At 68.4% G+C, this 22828-nt stretch carries 16 protein-coding genes, 4 tRNA genes and 2 pseudogenes; 10 read left to right on the top strand and 12 right to left on the bottom strand.

What is annotated here, in order from left to right:
- Positions 1-19 precede the first annotated feature (19 nt).
- From thrS to NVV57_11565, 6 genes are all read right to left on the bottom strand, one after another.
- Positions 20-2011 (bottom strand): threonine--tRNA ligase, encoded by a 1992-nt coding sequence (gene thrS, locus NVV57_11590; GenBank protein ID MCR6713281.1) that lies wholly within the window; start codon positions 2009-2011, stop codon positions 20-22.
- Positions 2012-2089: 78 nt separating this feature from the next.
- Positions 2090-2254, bottom strand: a complete 165-nt coding sequence (locus NVV57_11585) for an antitoxin (GenBank protein MCR6713280.1) — start codon at positions 2252-2254, stop codon at positions 2090-2092.
- 92 nt (positions 2255-2346) lie between these two features.
- Positions 2347-2421: transfer RNA gene (locus NVV57_11580), tRNA-Val, on the bottom strand.
- Between the two features lie 48 nt (positions 2422-2469).
- Entirely contained in the window at positions 2470-3342 is an 873-nt protein-coding gene (locus NVV57_11575; protein ID MCR6713279.1) for an aminotransferase class IV, read from the bottom strand.
- Positions 3339-3989 carry a chorismate-binding protein gene (locus tag NVV57_11570; protein MCR6713278.1) on the bottom strand — a complete coding sequence of 217 codons (651 nt, stop codon included), beginning with the start codon at positions 3987-3989 and terminating at the stop codon, positions 3339-3341. The genes NVV57_11575 and NVV57_11570 overlap by 4 nt, the downstream gene beginning before the upstream one ends.
- A complete protein-coding gene (locus NVV57_11565) occupies positions 3986-4411 on the bottom strand; it encodes a hypothetical protein (GenBank protein ID MCR6713277.1) in 426 nt (141 codons plus the stop codon). Before NVV57_11565 ends, NVV57_11570 begins: the two co-directional genes overlap by 4 nt.
- Positions 4412-4522: 111 nt before the next feature.
- Between NVV57_11565 and NVV57_11560 the strand changes: the two genes are divergently transcribed.
- The 3 genes from NVV57_11560 to NVV57_11550 all read left to right on the top strand — a co-directional run bounded on the left by NVV57_11560 (position 4523) and on the right by NVV57_11550 (position 4795).
- Positions 4523-4595, top strand: a tRNA-Gly gene (locus tag NVV57_11560).
- Positions 4596-4630: 35 nt separating this feature from the next.
- Positions 4631-4701 (top strand) — tRNA-Cys (locus NVV57_11555).
- Positions 4702-4719: 18 nt separating this feature from the next.
- Positions 4720-4795, top strand: a tRNA-Val gene (locus tag NVV57_11550).
- A 41-nt stretch (positions 4796-4836) separates the two neighbouring features.
- On the opposite strand, the gene NVV57_11545 is transcribed toward NVV57_11550, so the two are convergent.
- Positions 4837-5766 (bottom strand): endonuclease/exonuclease/phosphatase family protein, encoded by a 930-nt coding sequence (locus NVV57_11545; GenBank protein ID MCR6713276.1) that lies wholly within the window; start codon positions 5764-5766, stop codon positions 4837-4839.
- A 61-nt stretch (positions 5767-5827) separates the two neighbouring features.
- On the opposite strand from NVV57_11545, the gene treY reads away from it, so the two are divergent.
- The 3 genes and pseudogenes from treY to NVV57_11530 all read left to right on the top strand — a co-directional run bounded on the left by treY (position 5828) and on the right by NVV57_11530 (position 10888).
- Positions 5828-8329: a malto-oligosyltrehalose synthase gene (treY, locus tag NVV57_11540; GenBank protein ID MCR6713275.1), complete on the top strand. Its 2502-nt coding sequence runs from the start codon at positions 5828-5830 to the stop codon at positions 8327-8329.
- Positions 8326-9730: pseudogene (gene treZ / locus NVV57_11535) on the top strand (malto-oligosyltrehalose trehalohydrolase). The gene treY and the pseudogene treZ overlap by 4 nt, the downstream one beginning before the upstream one ends.
- Positions 9731-10033: 303 nt before the next feature.
- Complete coding sequence (locus tag NVV57_11530; protein MCR6713274.1) at positions 10034-10888, top strand: polyphosphate kinase 2 family protein; 855 nt, start codon at positions 10034-10036, stop codon at positions 10886-10888.
- Between the two features lie 26 nt (positions 10889-10914).
- On the opposite strand, the gene NVV57_11525 is transcribed toward NVV57_11530, so the two are convergent.
- Positions 10915-12333, bottom strand: a complete 1419-nt coding sequence (locus tag NVV57_11525; GenBank protein ID MCR6713273.1) for an MFS transporter — start codon at positions 12331-12333, stop codon at positions 10915-10917.
- Between the two features lie 166 nt (positions 12334-12499).
- On the opposite strand from NVV57_11525, the gene NVV57_11520 reads away from it, so the two are divergent.
- The gene (locus NVV57_11520; protein ID MCR6713272.1) at positions 12500-12949 is read left to right on the top strand and encodes a MarR family winged helix-turn-helix transcriptional regulator; all 450 of its coding nucleotides are present in this window, start codon (positions 12500-12502) and stop codon (positions 12947-12949) included.
- Here the strand turns inward: NVV57_11520 and zapE are convergent.
- Positions 12946-13917 carry a cell division protein ZapE gene (gene zapE / locus NVV57_11515; protein MCR6713271.1) on the bottom strand — a complete coding sequence of 324 codons (972 nt, stop codon included), beginning with the start codon at positions 13915-13917 and terminating at the stop codon, positions 12946-12948. The genes NVV57_11520 and zapE overlap by 4 nt on opposite strands.
- Before the next feature lie 39 nt (positions 13918-13956).
- On the opposite strand from zapE, the gene NVV57_11510 reads away from it, so the two are divergent.
- A complete protein-coding gene (locus NVV57_11510; GenBank protein MCR6713270.1) occupies positions 13957-14670 on the top strand; it encodes a dihydrofolate reductase family protein in 714 nt (237 codons plus the stop codon).
- Position 14671: 1 nt separating this feature from the next.
- On the opposite strand, the pseudogene gndA reads toward NVV57_11510, so the two are convergent.
- A pseudogene (gndA, locus tag NVV57_11505) lies at positions 14672-16104 on the bottom strand (NADP-dependent phosphogluconate dehydrogenase).
- A gap of 102 nt (positions 16105-16206) precedes the next feature.
- Between gndA and NVV57_11500 the strand changes: the two are divergent.
- Both NVV57_11500 and NVV57_11495 read left to right on the top strand, forming a co-directional pair.
- On the top strand, positions 16207-16755 hold the full coding sequence (locus tag NVV57_11500) for a DUF3000 domain-containing protein (protein ID MCR6713269.1): 549 nt from the start codon (positions 16207-16209) through the stop codon (positions 16753-16755).
- Positions 16752-17984: an HRDC domain-containing protein gene (locus NVV57_11495; protein ID MCR6713268.1), complete on the top strand. Its 1233-nt coding sequence runs from the start codon at positions 16752-16754 to the stop codon at positions 17982-17984. The genes NVV57_11500 and NVV57_11495 overlap by 4 nt, the downstream gene beginning before the upstream one ends.
- Before the next feature lie 142 nt (positions 17985-18126).
- On the opposite strand, the gene dxs is transcribed toward NVV57_11495, so the two are convergent.
- The gene (gene dxs, locus NVV57_11490) at positions 18127-19992 is read right to left on the bottom strand and encodes a 1-deoxy-D-xylulose-5-phosphate synthase (protein MCR6713267.1); all 1866 of its coding nucleotides are present in this window, start codon (positions 19990-19992) and stop codon (positions 18127-18129) included.
- Between the two features lie 52 nt (positions 19993-20044).
- Entirely contained in the window at positions 20045-22741 is a 2697-nt protein-coding gene (gene acnA, locus NVV57_11485; protein ID MCR6713266.1) for an aconitate hydratase AcnA, read from the bottom strand.
- Between the last annotated feature and the right edge of the window lie 87 nt (positions 22742-22828).

The raw sequence follows: 22828 nt of genomic DNA, 5'->3' as shown, positions 1-22828 counted from the left end.
CGACGATGTCGGTCACGCGCTAGACCTGCGCCTTGGTGCGAATCGCCTCGACGATGCGCTTCACGGCGTCCGGAACGGGGATCGCGTTGTCCTGGGAGCCGTCGCGGAAGCGGAACGACACCGCGCCGGCGTCGGCGTCCTCGCCGCCCGCGATCAGCACGAACGGCACTTTCTCCTTTGACGCATTGCGGATCTTCTTGGGGAAGCGCTCGTCCGTGACGTCGACCTCCACGCGCACCCCGGCGGTACGCAGCTGCTGCGCAACGTCCTCGAGGTAGTCGTTGAACGGCTCGGCGACCGGGATGAGCTTCGCCTGCACCGGTGCGAGCCACACGGGGAACGCCCCCGCGTAGTGCTCAAGCAGCACACCGAAGAATCGCTCGATCGACCCGAACAGCGCGCGGTGGATCATGACCGGGCGCTGCCGGGTGCCGTCAGACGCCATGTACTCGAGCTCGAACAGCTCGGGCTCGAAGAAGTCCAGTTGGATGGTGGACAGCTGCCACGTGCGCCCGATCGCGTCCTTGGCCTGGACGGAGATCTTGGGGCCGTAGAAGGCCGCGCCGCCGGGGTCGGGAACCAGGTCAAGGCCCGACGCTGTTGCCACCTCTTCGAGGGTGCGCGTGGCTTCCTCCCAGGTTGCGTCGTCCCCCACGGACTTCTCTGGGTCGCGGGTGGACAACTCGAGGTAGAAGTCGCTCAGGCCGTAGTCCTTGAGCAGGTCGAGCACGAACGTCAGCAGCGAGGTGAGCTCGTCCTTCATCTGCTCTCGAGTGCAGTAGATGTGCGCGTCGTCCTGAGTGAAGCCGCGAGCGCGGGTGAGGCCGTGAACCACGCCGGACTTCTCGTAGCGGTAGACCGAGCCGAACTCGAACAGCCGCAGCGGCAGCTCGCGGTATGAGCGACCCCGGGCGTTGAACACGAGGTTGTGCATGGGGCAGTTCATGGGCTTGAGGTAGTAGTCCTGGCCCTGCTTGGTGACGTTGCCCGCCTCGTCGCGCTCCTCGTCGAGCCGCATCGGCGGGTACATGCCGTCCGCGTACCACTCGAGGTGGCGCGAGGTCACGAAGAGGTTGGACTTGGTGATGTGCGGGGTGTTGACGAACGAGTACCCGGCCTCGACGTGACGCCGGCGCGAGTACTCCTCCATCTCCATGCGGATCATCGCGCCCTTGGGGTGGAACACGGGAAGGCCGGAGCCGATCTCGTCGGGGAACGAGAACAGGTCCATCTCCGCGCCGAGCTTGCGGTGGTCGCGCCGCTCGGCCTCCGCGAGGCGCTCCTTGTACGCGGTGAGCTCCTCCTTCGAGGGCCATGCCGTGCCGTAGACGCGCTGAAGCTGGGGGTTCTTCTCGGAGCCCTTCCAGTACGCGGCCGCGGAGCGCTGCAACGACCAGCCGATGCCGAGCACCTTGGTGGACGGCACGTGCGGGCCGCGGCAGAGGTCCTTCCAGGCCACCTCTCCCCCGCGGCGGACGTTGTCGTAGATGGTGATGTCTCCATCGCCGATCTCTACCGACGCTCCTTCGGCGCCCTCCGTCGAGTGCGACAGCAGCTCACACTTGAACGGCTCGTGCGCGAGCTCGGCGAGAGCCTCCTCGCGGGTGACCTCGCGGCGCACAAACGCCTGGCCTTCCCGCTGAATCCGCTGCATCGCCTTCTCGATCTCCTTGAGATCCTCGGGCGTAAGCGGGGTGGCGACATCGAAGTCGTAGTAGAACCCGTTCTCAATGGGCGGGCCAACGCCGAGCTTCGCATCAGGGTTGATCTGCTGCACCGCTTGGGCCAAGACGTGCGCGGTCGAGTGGCGCAGCACCATGAGCCCATCGGGCTCACTGATGGTCACGGCCTCAACGGACGCCCCCGCTGGCAGAACGCGCGCCAAGTCCCACAGGGAGCCGTCCACCCGCGCAACCACAACGTCGGGCCGCTCCGCGAAAAGGTCGGCCGCCGTCGTGCCCTGCTCGACCGATCGCTCGACTCCGTCGACGGTCAGGGCTATTGCAGGCACTTTCGGCTCCTTGAGGTTCGGCCGCGCACTTGCGCGGGCACCACCTAGGCTACCGACTTCGCCAAGCGGCGAAGCGCGCTACTTGTCGTTGAACCCCTCGAGGAAGTCAGCCGCCTTGTCGACGAGGCCGTCCACCTGGTCCGGCGTCTTGTCCTTGACCTTCTCGGCGACGTCCTCGATCTGATCATCCGAGACGTTCTTCATGGCGCCTTCTGCCTGCTTGATGATGTCGTCCATGTCCATGGTCATTCCTCCTTTGCGCCGTCGTTGGCGCACATTGCGAGTCTAGGCCGGGAACGACGAAGCGGCCGGTTCACAAGGATCCGGCCGCTTGTTGGTGGGCGATACTGGGATCGAACCAGTGACCTCTTCCGTGTCAGGGAAGCGCGCTACCGCTGCGCCAATCGCCCAAGAGCAGGCTCCATGGTAGCGGATTCTTGAGGGCCGGCCCGACGCTGTCAGGAGTCTCGCGGTGGCGCCGGGTCTGCGTCCTTCGCGGCCCGGTGGTTGAACTCCACCGCGAGCCTGGTCAGGAGCGGTCCCTTGCCGAGAGTCTTGCCGTCGAGGGCCGTGAGCGGCTGCACGTGCCGGGTGGACGAGGTGACGGCCGCGAATGAGATGCCATCGATGACCTCATCGAGCACGGCCATCTCGAGCTCCCCTGGAGCGGCGACCCTCACCGGCAGCCCGGCCTGGGCGCCCCACTCGAGTGCGAGCCCGCGCGTGATGCCGGGCAGGCAGCCGGAAGCGAGCGGAGGCGTGACGATCTCTCCCGCTCGCTCGATGAACACGTTCGAACCGGTTCCCTCGCACAGGTGACCGTGCGTGTTGGCGATGAGGGCCTCGTCGGCGCCCTTGGAACGCGCGAACTGCACCATCACCACGTTCTCCGCGTAGGACGTGGACTTGACGCCCGCGATGGGCGAGCGCTCGTTGCGCTTCCACGGTGCCCGCACAGCCTTGCACTCGCGAATCGGCGGCGAGTCGCTCCCGACCACCACGACCGTGGGGGCGGAGTCGCCGCGGATCGAGCTGTGCGGTCCGGAGCCCGAGGACACCGTGACCCGCAGCCGCGTCATCGCGTCGCCTCCCTCGGCGAGCACAGCTTCCACGCCCTTGCGGACGTGTGCGGTGTCGACGCCGGTGAGACCCATGCGGGACGCCGAGTATTCGAGACGCATCAGATGCCGCGTGAGAGCGAAGGCGACGCCGTTGACGGCCTCCATCGTCTCGAACACCCCGTCGCCAACGGTGAACCCGTGGTCGAGGGGCGAGATCGCGTGGTCATCCGCGGCGCGGAGGGTGCCGTTCACCCAGACGACGTCGCTCATGGGCCAATTGTGTCGGCGGATGCGAGCGTTATCAACCGGCGCGCCTTGAGTTCGGTCTCTCGCCACTCCGCATGTGGGTCGGATCCCCAGGTGATTCCCGCCCCGGTGCCGAAGCGAAGGGTGCCTCCGGAGGCGTCGTCCCACCAAAAAGTGCGAATCCCCACGGCGAGTTCCGCCCGTCGGGCGTCGGCATCGATCCAGCCGATCGCGCCGCAATACGGGCCGCGAGGGACCGTCTCTTCCCGCCCAATGATCCGCAGCGCCGCGGCCTTCGGAGCACCCGAGACAGACCCCGGCGGAAACGTCCCGTCGAACAGCGCCGGCCACATGTCCGCGGTCCAGTCGAACGCCGGCGCGAGCGTCGCTTGCACGGTCGATTCGAGGTGAACGAGCCCCGGGTGCTCGTGTAGCTCGAGGAACTCGGGGACCGTCATGCTGCCTGGGACGGCCACTTGGGACAGGTCGTTGCGGATGAGGTCCGTGATCATCACGTTCTCCGCCTCGTCCTTGGGCAGCATCGCCTCCCCCGGGGCTGCCGTTCCCTTGATGGGGCTGGACAGCACCGTTGACCCCTCGACGCCGAGGTAGCGTTCGGGGCTCGCGGAGACCACCCAGGCCCCGGGCCTAGCCGCGGAGCGCGGGATCACGATGCGCGCGGCGTACCTCGCGGATTGCCCGTGGCGAGGCGCTCCGAGAGCGCGATGGCATCCGGACCCTCGCCCCCGGCGGCCAGCGGCGCCGAGAGCACCCTGCACAGGTTGACCTGGTACACGTCGCCCTCGCGAATGTCCGCACGAATGCGCTCAACACCCGCCACGTATTCCGCCTCGGTGAGCGAAGACCGCCAGGCGTCACCCGCGGGCCCAAGCCAGCGTCGGGCCGTTCTGGGCTCTGCCTGCGGGTCGCGATAGGTGACGCGCTCAAAGCGCCACGCGTCAAGCGTTCCCTCGAAGCTGGCGACGAGCACCCAGAAGCCGCCCTCGGCGAGCCGGTGGCTGTCAACGGACGCGTCGATATGCTCGGCGCACCCGCTGGCGCTGACGGTCCTGAAGGCGGCGTGGGCATCCACGCGACAACGGTATCGGGCGGCTCTCGAACGGCGCGCCGGAGGCTCGAGTGGATTGGTCTTTGAGCGCGGCATCCGCTAAAGTCATTCCCTGTTGCCAGCGATGGTGACAATGCGGACGTGGCTCAGTTGGTAGAGCATCACCTTGCCAAGGTGAGGGTCGCGGGTTCGAGTCCCGTCGTCCGCTCGGAAGGCCGATACCTACCGGGTGTTGGTACCTACGGTGGGTTGGCCGAGAGGCGAGGCAGCGGCCTGCAAAGCCGTATACACGGGTTCGAATCCCGTACCCACCTCGCTAGAACGTTGAGCACGGGCGATTGGCGCAGGGGGTAGCGCGCTTCCTTCACACGGAAGAGGTCACTGGTTCGATCCCAGTATCGCCCACCACTACCAGCGGTCCCTCGGGGCCGCTTTCGCCGTCAATAGGCCTAGAGCGAGTTCCCGTACTCCACCACGAGCGCCCGGTGGTCGGTGCCTGGCAGCGTCACGGACTTCACATTGTTTGCGGTGAGCTTCGAGTCGCGCACCATCGCGTGGTCGATGGCCACCAGGGGCCACGGTGCGCGCCCATTCGGGAACGTGGGAATGAAACCGGCCCCCGCCTGGTCCGGCGCGTCGGCGTAGCCGAGTCCCTCGATCGAGCGGAACGGCGCGTTGTCGCGGGTGGCGTTGAAGTCGCCGAGCACCATGGTTGGCCCAATCGCCTTCGAGAGCACGAAGTTCAGGCGATTGAAGTCCTTGGTCCAGGCCGCGTGGTTGCCGGTGCTGGGCGCAGCAGGGTGCACGGCGAAGAGTTTGATGTCGCCCTCAGGCGTGACGATCGTGGCCTGGATGGAGTTGGCGAGAAGGCCATCGAGAGCGTTCGCGTCCATGGGGTAGCGAGACCACACGCCGATCCCCTCAAAGCCCGCGGCGGGCCGCACGTACGACGCACCAAGCTCGTCGCCGAGACCCGCGCTCTTGAGCGCCGCGACCGCCTGTGGCGTGAGCTCCTGCACCGCGAGGATGTCGATCTTGGACGACTTGACCATGTCAACGACCGCGGCCGCATCCACCTGGCCAAACTCAGCGTTGACGGTGGCGACGGTGAGCGTCGTGTCGCTCGCAGGCTCCGAGATGTACAGCGGAAGCAACCACCATGCGCACAGCGCGCTGATCAACGCAGTGGCGAGCGCGATAGGGAGCGACCGCGCCAAGAGCGCGAGCACGAACGGGACCAGGCACGCCAACGTGACCCACGGCATCATCGCGACGGCGAAGACCAGCGGGCCCGCCTCGAAGCGGAACGCGCGCGCCACAACGGTCAGGGCGACAGGCAACAACGTCAGCAACGCCAGCCACCACATCAGTCTGCGCATGGGCAAAGTGTGCCAGAGCAGGTTCTGACATGATGGGAAAAACCCTCCGGAAGTGACAAGAATGGCAGACGAGCGTGCGTTCAGACTGGGGCACAGCCCGCTCGCACCCGTCCCTTCCGCCACGTATCGCCTGCAGTTGGGCGCGGATTTCACACTGTCCGACGCTGCCGAGAACCTGGGCTACTACGCCTCCTTGGGCGTCTCTCACCTGTATTTGAGCCCACTTCTCGCGGCCGCTCCGGGATCGAGCCACTACTACGACGTCGTGGACCACTCGCGCATCGACCCATCCATCGGCGGCGAGGAGGCGCTGCGGGACCTCTCGTGGCGCGCGGGCGAACGCGGCCTGAGCCTCATCGCGGACCTCGTCCCCAACCACATGGCGGTGCCGACGCCCGCGTTCCACAACCGCGCGCTGTGGTCCGTCCTCGCCGAAGGCGAGGCCTCGCCCTTCAAGCACTGGTTCGACGTGGACTGGGCGCGCGGGGCGCCCGTGCTGATGCCCGTGCTCGGCAAAAGAATCGGCACCGTGCTTGCGGCCGAGGAACTCAGCCTGGACCGCATGGTGGTTCCCGGCTTCGAGGCCGCGGGCGAGGTGCCCATCCTGCGCTACTTCGACCACGTCTTCCCCATCCGCGAGGGCACGGAGAATCTGCCCATGGCGCGTTTGGTCGAGGAGCAGCACTATCGGCTTGCGTACTGGCGAGTGGCCAACGAGGAGCTCAACTATCGGCGCTTCTTCGACGTCGGGTCTCTGGTGGCGGTGCGGGTCGAGGACCCGGACGTGTTCGACGCGACCCACCGGCTCATCGTGTCGCTCGTCAAGGACGGCACGCTGCAGGGACTGAGGGTCGATCACCCCGATGGGCTCGTCGACCCCGCGGGCTACCTCGAACGCCTGGCCGAGGCGACGGACGGCGCGTGGGTCGTCGTCGAGAAGATCCTCGAAGGCGAGGAGCGCCTGCCCACGTCATGGAAGACCGCGGGAACCACCGGCTACGACGCCGCGTGGCGCATAGGTGCCGCACTCCGTGACCCGAGCGGAGCGTCGGGCCTTGCGGCGACGATGTTCCGGGTGGCCGGCGACGCGATGGGCGCTCTGCCCGCGGTCATCGACGAGGCCAAGCGCGAGATCGTCGAGCAGTCGCTCGCGGCGGAGATGCGGCGGCTCGCGCTGATCGCGCACGGGATCTGCACCTCCGACGTGCGCTTGCGCGACCACACGTGGAGCGCCCTCTACGACTGCCTCACCACGCTCATCGTCGCGTTCGACCGCTACCGCGCATACGTTGTGCCTGGCACTCCGCCGAAGCCGATGTCCCTCGACGCGCTCTCCAGCGCGGCCGACCGTGCTCGCGAACGGCTCGACCCCGAGCGGCACGAGACGCTCGAGGTTGTCGTCGACCTGCTGCGTGGCGCCGAGGTCGGCTCCGCAGGGCGCAGGCTGGATGCGGACAGGGCGGAGCTCATCACGCGCTTTCAGCAGGCCTGTGGCGCCGTGATGGCAAAAGGGGTCGAGGACACCGCGTACTACCGCTGGACGCATCTGCTCGCGCTGTGCGAGGTGGGCTCCCCCGCCGCGCATTTCAACCTCCCTCCCGCCTCGCTGCACGCGTGGGCCGCCGAGCGGCAGAGCACCTATCCGCACGCGATGACGTGCCTGACGACCCACGACACCAAACGCTCCGAGGACGTGCGCGCCCGGCTCGGCGTGCTCAGCGACTTCGCGAGCGACTGGGACGAGCTCCTGGGCAGGCTACAGTCCCTCACGGCGCCGATGCGGCCAGCCGAGCTCGACGGCCGCACGGAGAACCTCTGGTGGCAGACGCTCGTGGGCACCTCCGACGCGGACTCGCTCATGGCGTGGGACCGGCTCGAGCGCTACCTCGTGAAGGCGACGCGCGAGGCGAAGACGTTCACCACGTGGACCGCGGTGGACGAGCACTACGAGAACCAGGTGCTGTGGTTTGCGCAGGCGACCCATGCGGACGCGACCGTGCGGGAGCACATTCTCGCCTGGCATGCGGCGCGCGCGGAGGCGGAACGGGCGTCGATCCTCTCCCAGAAGCTGCTGTCGCTAACCCTGCCCGGCGTCCCCGACGTCTACCAGGGCACCGAGATCGTCGCGCCGACGCTCGTGGACCCCGACAACCGGCGCCCGGTGGACTATGAGGACCTCACGGCGCGCCTGAAGCGGCTGGGACGCTCGCGGCCGCGCGATCTCGACGACGAGAAGCTGCTGGTCACGTCCCGCACCCTCGCGGTTCGCGGCGCGCATCGCGAGGCCTTCATCGGCACGAGTGCCGGCTACCACCCGTTGGCCGGGTCCTCGGGACACGCGATCGTCTTCGCCCGCTCCGCACACGACGAGGATCGCGTCATCACCATCGCGACGCGAGTCCACGGCGAGCTCGAGCGGCTCGGCGGGTGGCACGAGCACACCGTCCAGCTTCCAGCCGGCGAGTGGACCGACGCCTTCACGGGCGCGCGAGTGGAGGGCGGGACGGCTCCCATCGGCTCCGTCCTGCGCAGCCTTCCCGTTGCCCTGCTGGTGCGCGCGTGAGGGCCGACGTCTGGGCCCCGTTCGCGTCGACCGTCACCTGCCGCACGGGCGGGGTCGACGCTCCCCTCACCGCGGGCGAGGACGGCTGGTGGCGCGGGCCACAGCTGGGAGACGGCCAGGACTACGCCTTCCTCGTGGACGGCGACGGCCCCTTCCCCGACCCGAGGTCCCCATGGCAGCCGCACGGCGTCCACGGGCCGTCGCGCGCCTTTGACGCGGGCGCCTTCGCCTGGACCGACGCCGACTGGGAGGGACGCGGCGCCCTCGGCTCGGTGTTCTATGAGCTCCACGTGGGCACCTTCACCCAGGAAGGCACCCTCGACGCGGCGGCCGCGGCGCTCCCCCGGCTCGCCGAGGCCGGGATGGAGATCGTGGAACTGATGCCCATTGCGCCGATGCCGGGAGCCCGCGGGTGGGGCTACGACGGGGTCTCTCCCTTCGCCGTCTTTGAGGAGTACGGCGGCCCCGCGGCACTGCAGCGCTTCGTTGACGCCGCCCACGGGCTCGGCCTCGCCGTCGCCCTCGACGTGGTGTACAACCACCTGGGTCCGGACGGAAACTACCTGGGCGCGTTCGGTCCGTACTTCACGCCCGTGCACGAGACGCCGTGGGGCGCGGCTATCAACCTCGACCAGCCTCACTCCGGGCAGGTGCGGCGCTACCTCGCGGACTGCGCACTGCGGTGGTTCCGCGACTTCCACGTCGACGTACTCCGCCTCGACGCCGTGCACGCCTTTCACGACGACTCCCCCGAACCATTCCTCGCCCAGTTGAGCCGCGAGACCGCGGCGCTCTCACTTGAGCTCCGGAGGCCGCTTTCCCTCGTCGCCGAGTCCGACCTGAACGACCCCCTGCTGGTAACGCCGCTCGAGGAGGGCGGGCTCGGCCAGACGGCGCAGTGGGCCGACGACGTCCACCACGCCCTTCACGCCTACCTCACCGGCGAGCGCGATGGCCTCTATGCGGACTTCGGCTCGATCGAGATCCTGAACAAGGCGTTCCAGCAGGTGTTCGTGCACGACGGCGGCTTCTCGACATTCCGCGGCAGGTCGTGGGGCCACCCCGTTCCCACCGAGATGGATCGGCGCAGGTTCGTTGTCTTCGCCTCGAACCACGACCAGGTGGGCAACAGGGCGGCCGGCGATCGCCCCCTCCGCCACGCTGTCCCCCGGCGGGCTTGCGGCGTCGCTCGCGCTCATTCTGCTGTCCCCGTTCACGCCGCTGCTCTTCCAGGGCGAGGAGTACGGTGAGACACGGCCCTTCCAGTTCTTCAGCAACCACGCGGAGCCGCTCGCAACGTCCGTTCGGGAGGGCCGCGTGCGCGAGTTCGCGGCCCACGGCTGGGATGCCCGCGCCATCCCCGATCCCCAAGACCCTGCCACCTTCCTCGCCTCCAAACTGGCCCCAACCCAAGCGGGCGCCCTCCCCGAGTGGACGCGCAAGGTGATGGCAGCGCGGCACCTGACAACGGCGTCGGGCGCGTGGGAGCGTCATCCGGTGAGCGTCATCGAACGCGGCGCAAAGCAACTGACGATGACAGGACCCGTCCTGGTCCACGCCAACCTCAGCGACGAGCCGGTAGCGTACGAGGGACGGCCATTGGCCGTGTTCGGCGACGTCGCCGTTGACGGAGCGCGGTTCACGCTCCGGCCCGACGCTGTTGCCCTGGTCCGCGCCTAGGCGCGAGTTGAGGAGGGTGTTGCGATGGCCAAGAAGTGGGATGTGTTTCCCTCAACGACGCTGCGGGTTGGCCCGGACTTCCGGCTCGACGCCTTCGATGCCGCCGCGACTCCAGGGTTCTCCGGCGACGAGAAGGACGCCTCCAAGATCATGGCCAAGCACGCCAATGCGCTGAGCGACCTCCAGGAGCGGCTGTTCGCGGACGGCCGCGCGGGAGGCACGACGTCCGTGCTGCTCGTGCTGCAGGGCATGGACACGTCGGGCAAGGGCGGGATCGTGCGGCACGTGGTGGGCATGGTTGATCCGCAGGGCGTGCAGCACCGCGCGTTCGGCAAGCCCACCAAGGAGGAGCTCGCGCATCACTACCTGTGGCGCATCCGCAACGCGCTGCCCGTCGCGGGCAAGATCGGCGTATTCGACCGCTCCCACTACGAGGACGTGCTGATCGTGCGCGTGCACAACCTGGTGCCCGGATCGCCGTGGGCCGAGCGCTACGCGGAGATCAACGCGTTCGAGGCCGAGGTAGCCGCCGCGGGAACGCGCATCATCAAGTGCGCGATGCTCATCTCGCCGGACGAGCAGAAGAGACGGCTTGGAGAGCGCCTAGAGCGGCCGGACAAGTACTGGAAGTTCAACCCCGGCGACATCGACGAGCGCGCGTACTGGAACGAGTACCAGGCGGTGTACCAGGACATGTTCGATGCGACGAGCACCGACGTGGCGCCCTGGTACGCCGTTCCCGCGGACAACAAGTGGTTCGCTCGGCTCGTCGTTGGCTCGCTGCTATTCGAGACGCTCACCAAACTGAACCTCGGGTGGCCGGCCGCGGACTTCGACGTCGAGGAGCAGAAGCGGCGGCTAGAGGACCTGCGCCTCTAGCCGAACCCCGCTCCTATCTCCACTCGTCACGAGAGCGCGGCGACGAGCTCCTCGTCGGCGGCCTCAACAGCGTCGGCCCGCTTGGAAGACGGCCGCGCGAGCAGCGCCACCGAGGCACCAGCGGCGGCAGCGATCGCCCCGATGATGAAGCACAGGTGGAACGCGGACTGGGTGGGCAGGAACACACCGGAGCTGCCGAGTTCAATCGCGCTTCCAGTCAGGATCGCGGCCATCACGGCTCCCGCGATCGTGGTGCCCATGGAGCGCATGAGCGCGTTGACGCCCACGCTCGAGGCGGCCTCCTCCTCCGGCGCGTTGGTGAGGATCAGCGTGGGCATGGCCGCATAGCCGATGCCGACGCCGGCGCAGATGATGAGGGACGCGACCAGCAGCTCCCACGGGGCATTCATCAGCAGGATCGCGACGAGGTAGCCGCCCGCGATGACGAACGCGCCGACGGACAGGGTGATGCGGCCTCCGTAGCGGGTGAGCATCTTGGCGGAAACGGGCGCGAAGGCCATCATCATGAGGCCTCCGGGAGCCATCCACAGGCCAGCGGCGAGGACCGACTGGCCCATCCCGTTTCCGGTCTCCACGGGCAGCTGCAGCAGCTGCGGGATGACGATAGACATCGCCATCATGCCGAATCCGATGAGGAGCGCAGCGATGTTGGTCATGAGGATGGGACGCTGGGCGCTCGTGCGCAGGTCGACGAGCGGATCGTGGTGGCGAAGCTCGTACCAGCCCCACACGAGCAGCACAACGAGACCGCCTGCGATGAAGCCGATCGTCGTGGCCGAGTCCCAGCCCCAGCTGCTGCCCTTGGAGATGCCGACGAGGAGCGCGACGAGGCCGACCGCGATCCCGATCGCCCCAACGACGTCGAACGTGGCCGGGTGCGCATCGTGGATGTGTGGAATGACGATGGCGACGGCGACGGTCATGACCGCGGCGAGGCCGAAGGCAACCCAGAACAGGATGTGCCAGTTATAGTCCTGGGCGATCCACGCCGCGAGCGGAAGGCCAAGCGCGCCTCCGACGCCGAGAGTGGCGCTGACGCCCGCGACCGCGGTGTTGCGCATGTGCGCGGGAGAAAGCTCGCGCACGAGGGAGATCGCGACAGGGATGAAGCCCATGGCGAAGCCCTGCAGCACACGGCCCGCGATCACAAGCGTGGCCGAACTGGACAGGGCGCACACGAGCGAGCCGGCGACGAGGATCAGAGCAGAGCCCACGAGTACGGGCTTCTTGCCGATCATGTCGGCGAGGCGGCCCGCGATGGGCATCGCCACGGCGCCACCGAGCAGCGTGGCCGTGACGACCCACGAAGCCGTGCTCGCCGAGGTGTTGAGCAGTTCCGCGAACTCCCCCTGGATGGGAATGACGAGCGACTGCATGAGCGCCGTGCATAGCGACGCGAACGCGACGACGATCACGACCCACATCCCGCGCTTATCGCTCAGTTGGGATGGAGTGGCGAAAACTTCGGTTGATGACTGCACGCGACCTCTTAGGGCTGGGCGGGACGAAGGTCCCGTATGTAAGTTACATACGCATCATATGTATAATACATATCACTGTCAACGTGACCTCACCGCGAAGGAGCGATCCATGGGCGACCTGTCGAGACTCACCGGGCGGCAACAGCTCGCTCGCCTGCTCGCCCACGCCGAGCGGGCGCGACGCACGGTCGAGCGCGTTCACGATGTGCCCTCCGCCGAACTGCGACTGCTCTGGCTGCTCTCGGATGGCAGGGAGCGGACCCTCAAGGAGATCTCGGACGAGCTGGCGCTCGAACAGTCCACCGTCAATCGGCAGGTGGGCGCTGCTGAGGCAAGGGGGCACCTCTCGCGCCACCGGGCCGACGGCGCCCCCGCCCAGCTCATCGCCCGCACCCCTGCGGGCGAGGAGGCGTTCGCGCGCGCGTCGGTGATCCAGCTGCGGGCGCTCGACGCAGGGATCTCCGCCGTGGGCGACGACTACGACCTGTTCTTCGACACGCTCGAGCGGTTCGTCACCGCATACGACGCCGCCGCGACCGAGATCGAGGCAGGGAACTAGTCCGTCCCCGCCGTCATCGCGTGCAGGCGAGACAGGGCCCGCAGGTACTTCTTGCGATAGCCGCCGGCAAGCATGTCCGCGGCGAAGACCCCGCCCCACGGCTCGCCGCTCGCGACAACGCGAACGTCCGAGTCGTAGAGGCGATCCACGAGCATCACCAGCCTGAGGGCTTGATTCTGGTCCGCGAGGGGCGCGACGTTCCGCAGCCCGAGCGTCTCGACGCCCTCCACGTACGCCGCATACCGCGAGGGATGCACCTGGGCGAGGTCGGCGATGAGTGCCCCCCAGTCCTCGACCGCGCCGCCCGAGAGGTCCGCGACGCCCTCCACCTCAGCGTCGGACGCCGGCGGCACCTCCGCGAGTGAATCGCGGTGGCGGTAGTCGGGGCCGTCGATGGTCTGGACCGTGAAGCGAGAGGCGAGCGACTGAATCTCCCGCCGGAAATCGTCGGCCGCAAAGCGCCCCTCGCCCAAGGCGCCGGGAGGCGTATTGGACGTGGCCGCGATGGCGACCCCGGCGTCGGCCAGTTCGCGCATGAGGCGCGCCATCAGGAGCGTGTCGCCCGGGTCGTCGAGCTCGAACTCGTCGATGCACACGAGGCGGAAGGTCTTCAGCGCATCGCGCGCGGGCGCGAAGCCGAGCGCGCCCACGAGGCTCGTGAACTCGAGGAAGGTCCCGAACGCGGCCCGCTCCCCCACCTCGTGCGCCATCGCCGTCAGCAGGTGGGTCTTGCCCACACCGAAGCCGCCATCGAGATACAGGCCCTTGCCCGCGCTCACCCTCTTTCGGCCCGACGCTCCGGTTGCGAAGCCCTTCGCGGCGGCCAGGGCGGTGGCTTGCGACGGGTAGTCGGGATCGGGCGCATACGATGCGAACGTGGCGTGGGCGAAGTGAGGGGGCGGCGTCAGGGCCGCCACGAGCTGCGCTGGGGCCACGGCGGGTCGGCGGCCAACCAAGCGAGTCTGCACGATGGCCTAGCCTAATTGCGCAGCGAAGCGGAGGGATTCATGGAGCCAGGAAGCCTGACGACCGAAGACGGGCGGGTGCTGCCGCCCGATCCCGCGGAGCACGAGCTGCGCGCCCTCTATCGCGTGCCTTCGCCATCGGTGCGCGTGTCCATGATCCGCTCCGTCAACGGGCGCGCCGCAGGGCCTGACGGCAGCTCGCGGTCGCTCAACGGCGAGGAGGACCTGCGCATCCTGCGCGTGGCCCGGTCGTGGGCGGACGTTGTGGTCATCGGGGGAAAGACCGCGCGCGACGAGGAGTACGGCGACGTGCGCCTGCGCCCCGGCCTATCGAAGGCTCGCGTCGGGACATTCCGCCTGTCCGCGCCGGATCTCGCGGTCGTCACTCGCACCGGAGAGCTCCCCGACGATCTCGACCCGGATCGGACCTGGATAGTCACCACGCGCAAGAGCCAGGCGGCCGAGCTCGCGGACGAGTGGGGCGACCGCGTGATCATCGCAGGGAAGCGCGACCTTGACCCGGAGCTGCTCGTCGCGAAGCTCGCCGACCGCGGGCTCACGCGCGTGCTGTGTGAAGGCGGCCCCCAGCTCGCTACCGCGCTGTTCGACGCGGACGTCGTGGACGACTACTGCCTCACCACGTCACCCAAACCGGGAGGCTCGCGGGCTCCTTTGGTCCCCGCCCCACCCTCGTGGATGACGCCGGTTCACACCCTCACGGGCGCCGGGTTCGAGATGAAGCGCTGGACGCGCTGACTTAGGCCTCGACTTCGGTGCGGTCGCCGGACCACAGCGTGTGGAACGTTCCCTCGGCGTCGACGCGCTTGTAGGTGTGGGCGCCGAAGAAGTCGCGCTGGCCCTGGATGAGGGCCGCAGGAAGGCGCTCCGCACGCAGCGAGTCGTAGTAGGACAGCGACGAGCCAAAGGCAGGCACGGGCACTCCGGAGAGCGCCGCCTGCGACACCACCCGACGCCACGCGGCGACCCCCTTGCCCACCTCTTCCGCGAAGTACGGGTCCACGAGCAGGGATGCGAGCTTCGCGTCGCGCTCGTACGCCTCGGTGATGCGGTTGAGGAAGCGAGCTCGAATGATGCAGCCGCCGCGCCAGATGCGCGCCATCGCGCCGCGATCGATGTTCCAGTCGTACTCGTCCGACGCCGCCTGAATCTGATCGAAGCCCTGCGCGTACGCCACCACCTTGGAGGCGTAGAGCGCGAGGCGAACGTCCTCGATGAACGCGTCCCTGTCCGCAATCGCCCACGGCTGCGTGTCTGCCGCAAGCACCCCGCGAGCGGCCTCGCGCTGCGCCACCTGCGACGAGATGGCGCGAGCGAACGTCGCCTCCGCGATGCCCGTCACGGGGACGCCGAGGTCGAGGGCGTTCTGCACCGTCCAGCGGCCCGTCCCCTTCTGTCCCGCCTGGTCCACGATCACGTCCACGAGCGCCTTGCCGGTCTTGGGATCCACCTGCGCGAGCACCTCTGCGGTGATCTCGATGAGGAAGCTCTCCAGGTCGCCCTTGTTCCAGTCGGCGAAGATCTGCGCGATCTCGGCGGCTCAAGCCCGAGCCCCGCGCGAAGCAGGTCATAGGCCTCGCCGATGAGCTGCATGTCCGCGTACTCGATCCCGTTGTGCACCATCTTGACGAAGTGACCGGCGCCGTCGGGGCCCACGTGGGTGCAGCACGGCACGCCGTCCACCTTCGCGGAGATCTTCTCGAGGATCGGGCCGAGCGTGACATAGGACTCCGCCGGACCGCCGGGCATGATCGACGGGCCGAGCAGCGCACCCTCCTCGCCACCGGACACGCCGGAGCCGACGAAGTGGATGCCCTGCTCACGGAGCGCGGCCTCGCGGCGGCGCGTGTCTGGGTAGTGCGCGTTGCCCGCGTCCACGATGATGTCGCCCTGCTCCAGCAGGGGCACGAGCGAGTCGATCACGGCGTCCGTTGGGCCACCCGCCTGCACCATGATGACGATCGTGCGCGGCTTGGCGAGCGCGTCGACGAAGTCCTGGAGCGTCTCGCATCCGATGAAGGCGCCCTCGTCGCCGTGATCGGCGATCAGCGAGTGCATCTTCTCCGCGGAGCGATTGTGCACCGCAACGGTGAAGCCGTTTCGGGCGAAGTTGCGGGCCAGGTTTCGGCCCATCACTGCGAGTCCGGTGACGCCAATTTGCGCGTGCGACATGTCCATCCTTTAGCGGGGAGTTGGGGATACGGCCCAAGCCTATGGGAGGTGCGGCCGCGTGGCGTACCCGGCCACGGCGTCGGGCAAGATTACGCTCAAACCATGGCGCAGGACGCAACGGCAGCGCCTCCTGCGTTCCAGGAGGCGTTGGCTTCGCTTGCGACGGCGCGTACCAGGCGTGATGTCATGCTCGTCGAGACACCGGCGCCCCATCGCATCGCCCCATTCGCGATCGCCATCAACGGCGAGATCGCCGACGCCACCGGTCGCTTCGTGCTGCTGCACGACCCCGACGGGCAGGCGGCGTGGGCGGGAACGTTCCGCGTGGTCGCTCTCGTGAAGGCGGTCGTGGAGGCCGAGGTCGGGTCCGACGACATGTGGGCGGACGTCGCGTGGTCATGGCTCGCCGACGCCCTCGACGGCGTCGCGCACCACAGTGAGGGGGGAACGGTCACCAAGACGGTGTCGCGGTCCTTCGGCTCGCTCGCCGAGCGACACGACGAGGTGACCGTCGAGATTCGAGTCTCGTGGACGCCGGAAACGACGGATATGGAACCGCACATCGTTGCCTGGACCGAGCTCATGGCGTTCAGCGCTGGCATCCCGCCAACCCCGGACGGCGTCGCGGTCCTGCACGGGCGGCGCGCGTGACCGAGACTCCCGACGACGCTCAGCCTCCCGAGCGCGAACTCACGGCCCTCTCGGAACCGCCAGGCGGGGTGCCCCCCATCATCGCTACGCCCGACGCTCTGGCGGCCGTGTGCGCGGCGTTCGCCTCCGCGTCGGGTCCAGTTGCTGCCGACGCCGAGCGCGCGTCCGGTTTTCGCTATGGGCAGGCCACGTACTTGGCTCAGTTCAAGCGCGAAGGCGCTGGTATAGCGCTCATCGACACCGCGGCGCTGCCCGACTTGAGTTCGCTCGGCGAGGCCATCGGCGATGCCGAGTGGGTGTTCCATGCGGCGTCTCAGGATCTGCCCGGCATGCATGACCTCCGGCTGGAACCGGCGTCGGTCTTCGATACCGAACTCGCCGCGAGGCTGCTCGGGTGGCCGAAGGTGGGGCTCGCCGCCGTGGTCGAGCAGGAGCTCGGGCTCGTGCTCGCCAAGGAGCATTCCGCACAGGACTGGTCCACGCGTCCCCTTCCCGACTCGTGGCTCGCCTATGCGGCGCTCGACGTGGAGGTGCTGCTGGACCTGCGAGACCGCCTCGCCGAGCACCTCGAGGCCGCCGGCAAGTCCGAATGGGCGCGGCAGGAGTTTGAGGCCGTGCGCGCGGCGCCCCCGGCGGAGCCTCGCATTGACCCGTGGCGCCGCACGGCGGGCACCCATCTCCTGCGCGACTCCCGCGCCCTCGCGATCGTCAAGTCGCTGTGGGAGGCGCGCGACGCCGAGGCACAGGCAAGAGACACCTCTCCCGGCCGCGTGCTTCGCGACGCCGCGATCACCGCGGCAGCCCAGGCCAAGCCGACGTCCCTCGAGGCGCTCGTGCAGATTCCCGAATGGCAATCTCGCGGCACCAAGCGGCGAGCCGCCTTCTGGTACCCGGCCATAGCGTCGGCCATGGCGCTGCCGGAGGACCGGTTGCCCTCCCGCCGCGGCCCTGCGGGCGACGGACCTCCGCAGCCGCGGATGTGGAAGGAAAAGCGCCCAGAGGCCGCGGATCGGCTCTCCGCGGCGCGTGAGGGCATCGGCCTATTGGTGGAGACGCTTTCAGTTCCCGCCGAGAACCTTCTGCAGCCCGACGCGCTGCGCCGCGCCTGCTGGGAGTATCCGGGGGGCGGCGAGGAGTGGGTGCGGTCATTCCTTGCGTCGCGCGGTGCGCGTCCGTGGCAGGTCGACCTGTGTGCGCCGGTGCTGGCCGCGGCCTTCGACGCGCCGTAACAGGTCATCCTGCGCGAGCGCAGCGAGTCGCAGAATCTGGCACCGCTTGGAATGGGCTCTGGTGGTCGCGAAATCGCGCTTTCGCGACTACCACGACCCATTCCGGCTGAGGCCTGCGACTCCGCGCAGGGTGACTTGGGACTTACGCGTTCAGCGCCGCGGTGGCCGAGTCGGCGATCGCTGCGGCGTCCAGCCCCACCTCGCCAATGATCTGGGCCCTGGACGCGTGCTCGAGGAAGCGGCGCGGCACGCCGAAGTGTCGGAACTCGGCCTCGACGCCCGCCTCGCGGGCATAGGCAGCCCACTCTTCGCCGATTCCCGCGTCTGCCAGGCCGTCCTCCACGGTGATGACCAGGCGCGCGCCGTTGATGAGGGAGACAAGACCCTCCGGGACCGGGTGCACCCACGTCGCCGTGGCCGCGATCGCGTCGAAGCCCTCGGCGGCGAGCTTGCCAGCCACGTCGATCGCCGTCACCGCCATGGGACCCAGGCCCAGGACTACCGCGTCGCGTCCCGCGCCATGCTCCGCGAGAACGTCGAGCCCCCCTTCGCGGCGGATCGCGGGCACGGGGTCGCCAAGCGCGCCCTTGGGGTAGCGCACCACTGTTGGCGCATCCTCAATGCAGATCGCCTCCCGGAAGGCCGCCCGCAGCGTCGGCTCGTCTCGCGGGGCCGCCAGGCGCAGGCCCGGGACGTGGCGAAGCAGCGCCATGTCCCACATGCCGTTGTGGCTCGCCCCGTCGTCGCCCGTGATCCCCGCACGGTCGAGCATGAAGGTCACGCCCGCGTGGTGTAGCGCCACATCCATGAGCACCTGGTCGAATGCCCTATTGAGGAAGGTCGCGTAGACGGCGACCACCGGGTGCATTCCCGCGTACGCGAGACCCGCCGCGGAGGTCACCGCGTGCTGCTCCGCGATGCCGACGTCGATCACCCGTTCCGGATGTTCGCGCGCGAACGGCCCAAAGCCCACGGGCTCAAGCATCGCCGCGGTGATGGCCACGAGGTCGTCACGCTCCCCGCCCGCCGTCACCATCTCGTCCGCGAAGACGCTGGTCCAGCCAAAGCGAGACGGCTCGATCGGCAGGCCGGTCTCCGGATGGATCTTGCCCACGGCGTGGAAGCGGTCGGCGTCGTCCTCCTCCGCTGGCGTGTACCCGCGGCCCTTCTCGGTAAGCACGTGGACGATGACCGGGCCGCCATACATCTTGGCCTGACGCAGCGCCTCCTCCACCTGAGCGAGGTTGTGGCCGTCCACCGGACCCATGTATTTGAGGCCCAGGTCCGCGAACACGCCGTCGGGACCGATGAGTCCCTTGAGGGCGCGCTTGCCGTGCATCACGCTCTCGTAGGTGAAGGCGCGGAACCGCCCCTTGTCCTGGAACGTGCGCTTGCCCCACCCGAGGAACTGCTCGTAGCGCGGGTCCGTGCGAATGGTGTCGAGCCTGCGGGCGAGCCCGCCGATCGTCGGCGCATACGAGCGGCCGTTGTCGTTGATGACGATCACGACCTTGTCGTCCGACGCTGCCAGCGAGTTCAGCGCTTCCCACGCCATTCCCCCGGTGAGGGCCCCGTCGCCGATCACGGCGACCGTGTGGCGGTCCGTCTCCCCACGCAGGGTGCGGCCGCGGCCGATGCCGGCGGCCCAGGACAACGCAGTGGAGGCGTGCGAGTTCTCGACGACGTCGTGGTCGCTCTCCGCGCGAGCCGGGTAGCCGGAGATCCCGCCGCGAGAACGCAGGGACGAGAAGTCGGAGCGTCCCGTGATGAGCTTGTGGACGTACGCCTGGTGGCCCGTGTCGAAGACGATCGTGTCCCGCGGGGACTCGAACACGCGGTGCAGGCCGAGCGTGAGTTCCACGACGCCGAGGTTCGGCCCCAAGTGCCCGCCCGTGCGCGAGACGGAGTCAACGAGGTAGTCGCGGATCTCGCCCGCGAGCGCATCGCACTCCTCGAGCGAGAGCGCCCTCACGTCATCCGGGGACCCGATGCGCTCCAGCAAACCCACTCCTTCGTTACGGCCAATCACCACTGTAACTGGCCACAGCGTCGGGCCTGAATTAGGCGACCAGAGACCGCAGAACGTACTGCAGGATGCCGCCGTTGCGGAAGTAGTCGGCCTCGCCGGGCGTGTCGATGCGCACCGTGGCCTCGAACTCGACGACCGAGCCATCCGCCTTGGTGGCGCGGACCGTCAGCGACTTGGGGTGCTCGCCGTTGCTGAAGGCCGCGATCCCCGCGATGTCGAACGTCTCGGTGCCGTCCAGGCAGAGCGACGCGGCGCTCGCGCCCGCGGGGAACTCGAGCGGAATCACGCCCATGCCGATGAGGTTCGAGCGGTGAATGCGCTCGAAGCTCTCGGTGATGACCGCGCGAACGCCGAGCAGGCTCGTGCCCTTCGCTGCCCAGTCGCGGGAAGAGCCGGAGCCGTACTCCTTGCCCGCGATGACCACGAGAGGAATGCCGGCGTCCTGATAGGCGACCGCGGCGTCGTAGATCGAGTCCACCTCGCCGGTGAGCAGATTCCGCGTGAAGCCACCCTCGATGCCGGCGCCATCGTTCTCGTCCGCAAGGAGCTGGTTGCGCAGGCGGATGTTCGCGAACGTGCCGCGGATCATCACCTCGTGGTTGCCACGGCGCGAGCCATAGGAGTTGAAGTCACGACGCTCCACGCCGTGCTCTGCCAGGTAGCGACCGGCCGGGCTGTCGGGCTTGATGGAGCCTGCCGGAGAGATGTGGTCCGTGGTCACGGAATCGCCGAGCAGCGCGAGCACCCTGGCGCCCGTGATGTCCTTGACCGGCTCGGGCTCCAGGCCCATTCCCTCGAAGTACGGGGGCTTGCGCACGTAGGTCGAGGCGTCGTCCCAAGCGAAGGTCTTGCCGTCGGGGGTGTCGAGCCCGCGCCAGCGATCGTCGCCCGCGAACACTTCTGCGTAGTTGGACTCGAACATCTCCTCGGTGATCGCGGAGCGGACGATCGACTCGACCTCAGTGGGGTCGGGCCAGATGTCCTTGAGGTACACGTCGTTGCCCTGCGAGTCCTTGCCAAGGGGCTCCGTGGCGAAGTCGTGATCCATCGTGCCCGCGAGCGCGTAGGCGATGACCAAAGGCGGTGATGCCAGGTAGTTCATCTTCACGTCCGGGTTGATGCGGCCCTCGAAGTTGCGGTTGCCGGACAGCACGGACACGACGGTGAGGTCGTGCCCGTTGACGGCGGCGCTCACCGGCTCCGGCAGCGGCCCGGAGTTGCCGATGCACGTGGTGCAGCCGTAACCGACGAGGTGGAAGCCGAGCGCCTCGAGGTCCGGCCAGAGGCCTGCCTTCTCGTAGTACTCGGTGACCACCTGGGATCCGGGCGCCATCGAGGTCTTCACCCACGGCTTGGACGTGAGCCCGCGAGCGTTGGCGTTGCGAGCGAGCAGCGCGGCCGCGAGCATCACGGACGGGTTCGACGTGTTGGTGCAGGACGTGATCGAGGCGATCACCACGTCGCCGTCCTTGAGCGGCACGCTGGCGCCGTTCTCGTCCACGTAGGTGGTGTCGCGGGCGTCACCCGTGCGCACCTGCGAGATCGCTTTCTCGAATGCGGGCTTCGATTCGGTGAGCGCCACCCGGTCCTGGGGGCGCTTGGGGCCGGCGATCGACGGCACCACGGTCGAGAGGTCCAGCTCGAGGTACTCGCTGAAGCGCGGCTCCACATAGTTGGCGGCCGACGGGTCGTGCCAGAGCCCCTGCTCCCTCGCGTAGGCCTCGACGAGCGCCACCTGGTGGGGCGTGCGGCCCGTGAGTCGCAGGTAGTCGACCGTGACCTCGTCGATCGGGAAGATCGCCGCCGTCGATCCGAACTCCGGAGACATGTTGCCGATCGTGGCGCGGTTCGCGAGCGGCACGGCGCCAACGCCGTCGCCGTAGAACTCAACGAACTTGCCGACCACGCCGTGCTGGCGGAGCATCTCGGTGATCGTGAGCACAACGTCGGTCGCCGTGGCGCCGGCCGGAATCGAGCCCGAGAGCTTGAAGCCGACCACCCGCGGGATGAGCATCGACACCGGCTGGCCGAGCATGGCTGCCTCCGCCTCGATGCCGCCAACGCCCCAACCGAGCACGCCAAGGCCGTTGATCATGGTCGTGTGCGAGTCGGTGCCAACGCACGAGTCCGGATACGCCTGGGTCACATCGCCAACGGTCTTGGTCATCACCGTGCGCGCGAGGTACTCGAGGTTGACCTGGTGCACGATTCCCGTGCCCGGGGGCACCACCTTGAAGTTGTCGAACGCCGTCTGGCCCCAGCGCAGGAACTGATAGCGCTCGCGGTTGCGCACGTACTCGAGGTCCGTGTTGAGCTGAAGCGCGTCGCGGCGACCGAACACGTCGATCACGACGGAGTGGTCGATGACCATCTCAGCCGGCGCGAGCGGGTTGATGACCGCCGGGTCTCCGCCGAGCTCCGCGACGGCCTCGCGCATCGTGGCGAGGTCCACCACACAGGGCACACCGGTGAAGTCCTGCATGACGACGCGAGCGGGGGTGAACTGAATCTCGGTGTCCGGCTCGGCGTCTGCGTCCCAGTTTGCGAGCGCGCGCACGTGCTCGGCGGTGATGTTGAGGCCGTCCTCGGTGCGCAGGAGCGCCTCGGCGAGGATCTTCAGCGAATACGGAAGCTTCTCGAGGCCGGGTACGGCGTCCAGCCGGTAGATCTCGTAGGTCTGGCCCTCAACCTCAAGGTTGGCCTTAGCCCCCAGGGAATTCACGCTCATCGTCGGCTCCTCTTCGCTTATGAGGTCCCATTCTATCGGCCGTCGGCACCCCCGAATTCGGCGCGAAACCTCGCGAGACACCGCGCG

It is taken from the genome of Demequina sp. (assembly GCA_024707205.1).
GTDB lineage: Bacteria > Actinomycetota > Actinomycetes > Actinomycetales > Demequinaceae > Demequina.
The sequence above is the reverse complement of the archived record's forward strand: the minus strand, read 5'-3'. Positions and strand labels throughout refer to the sequence as shown.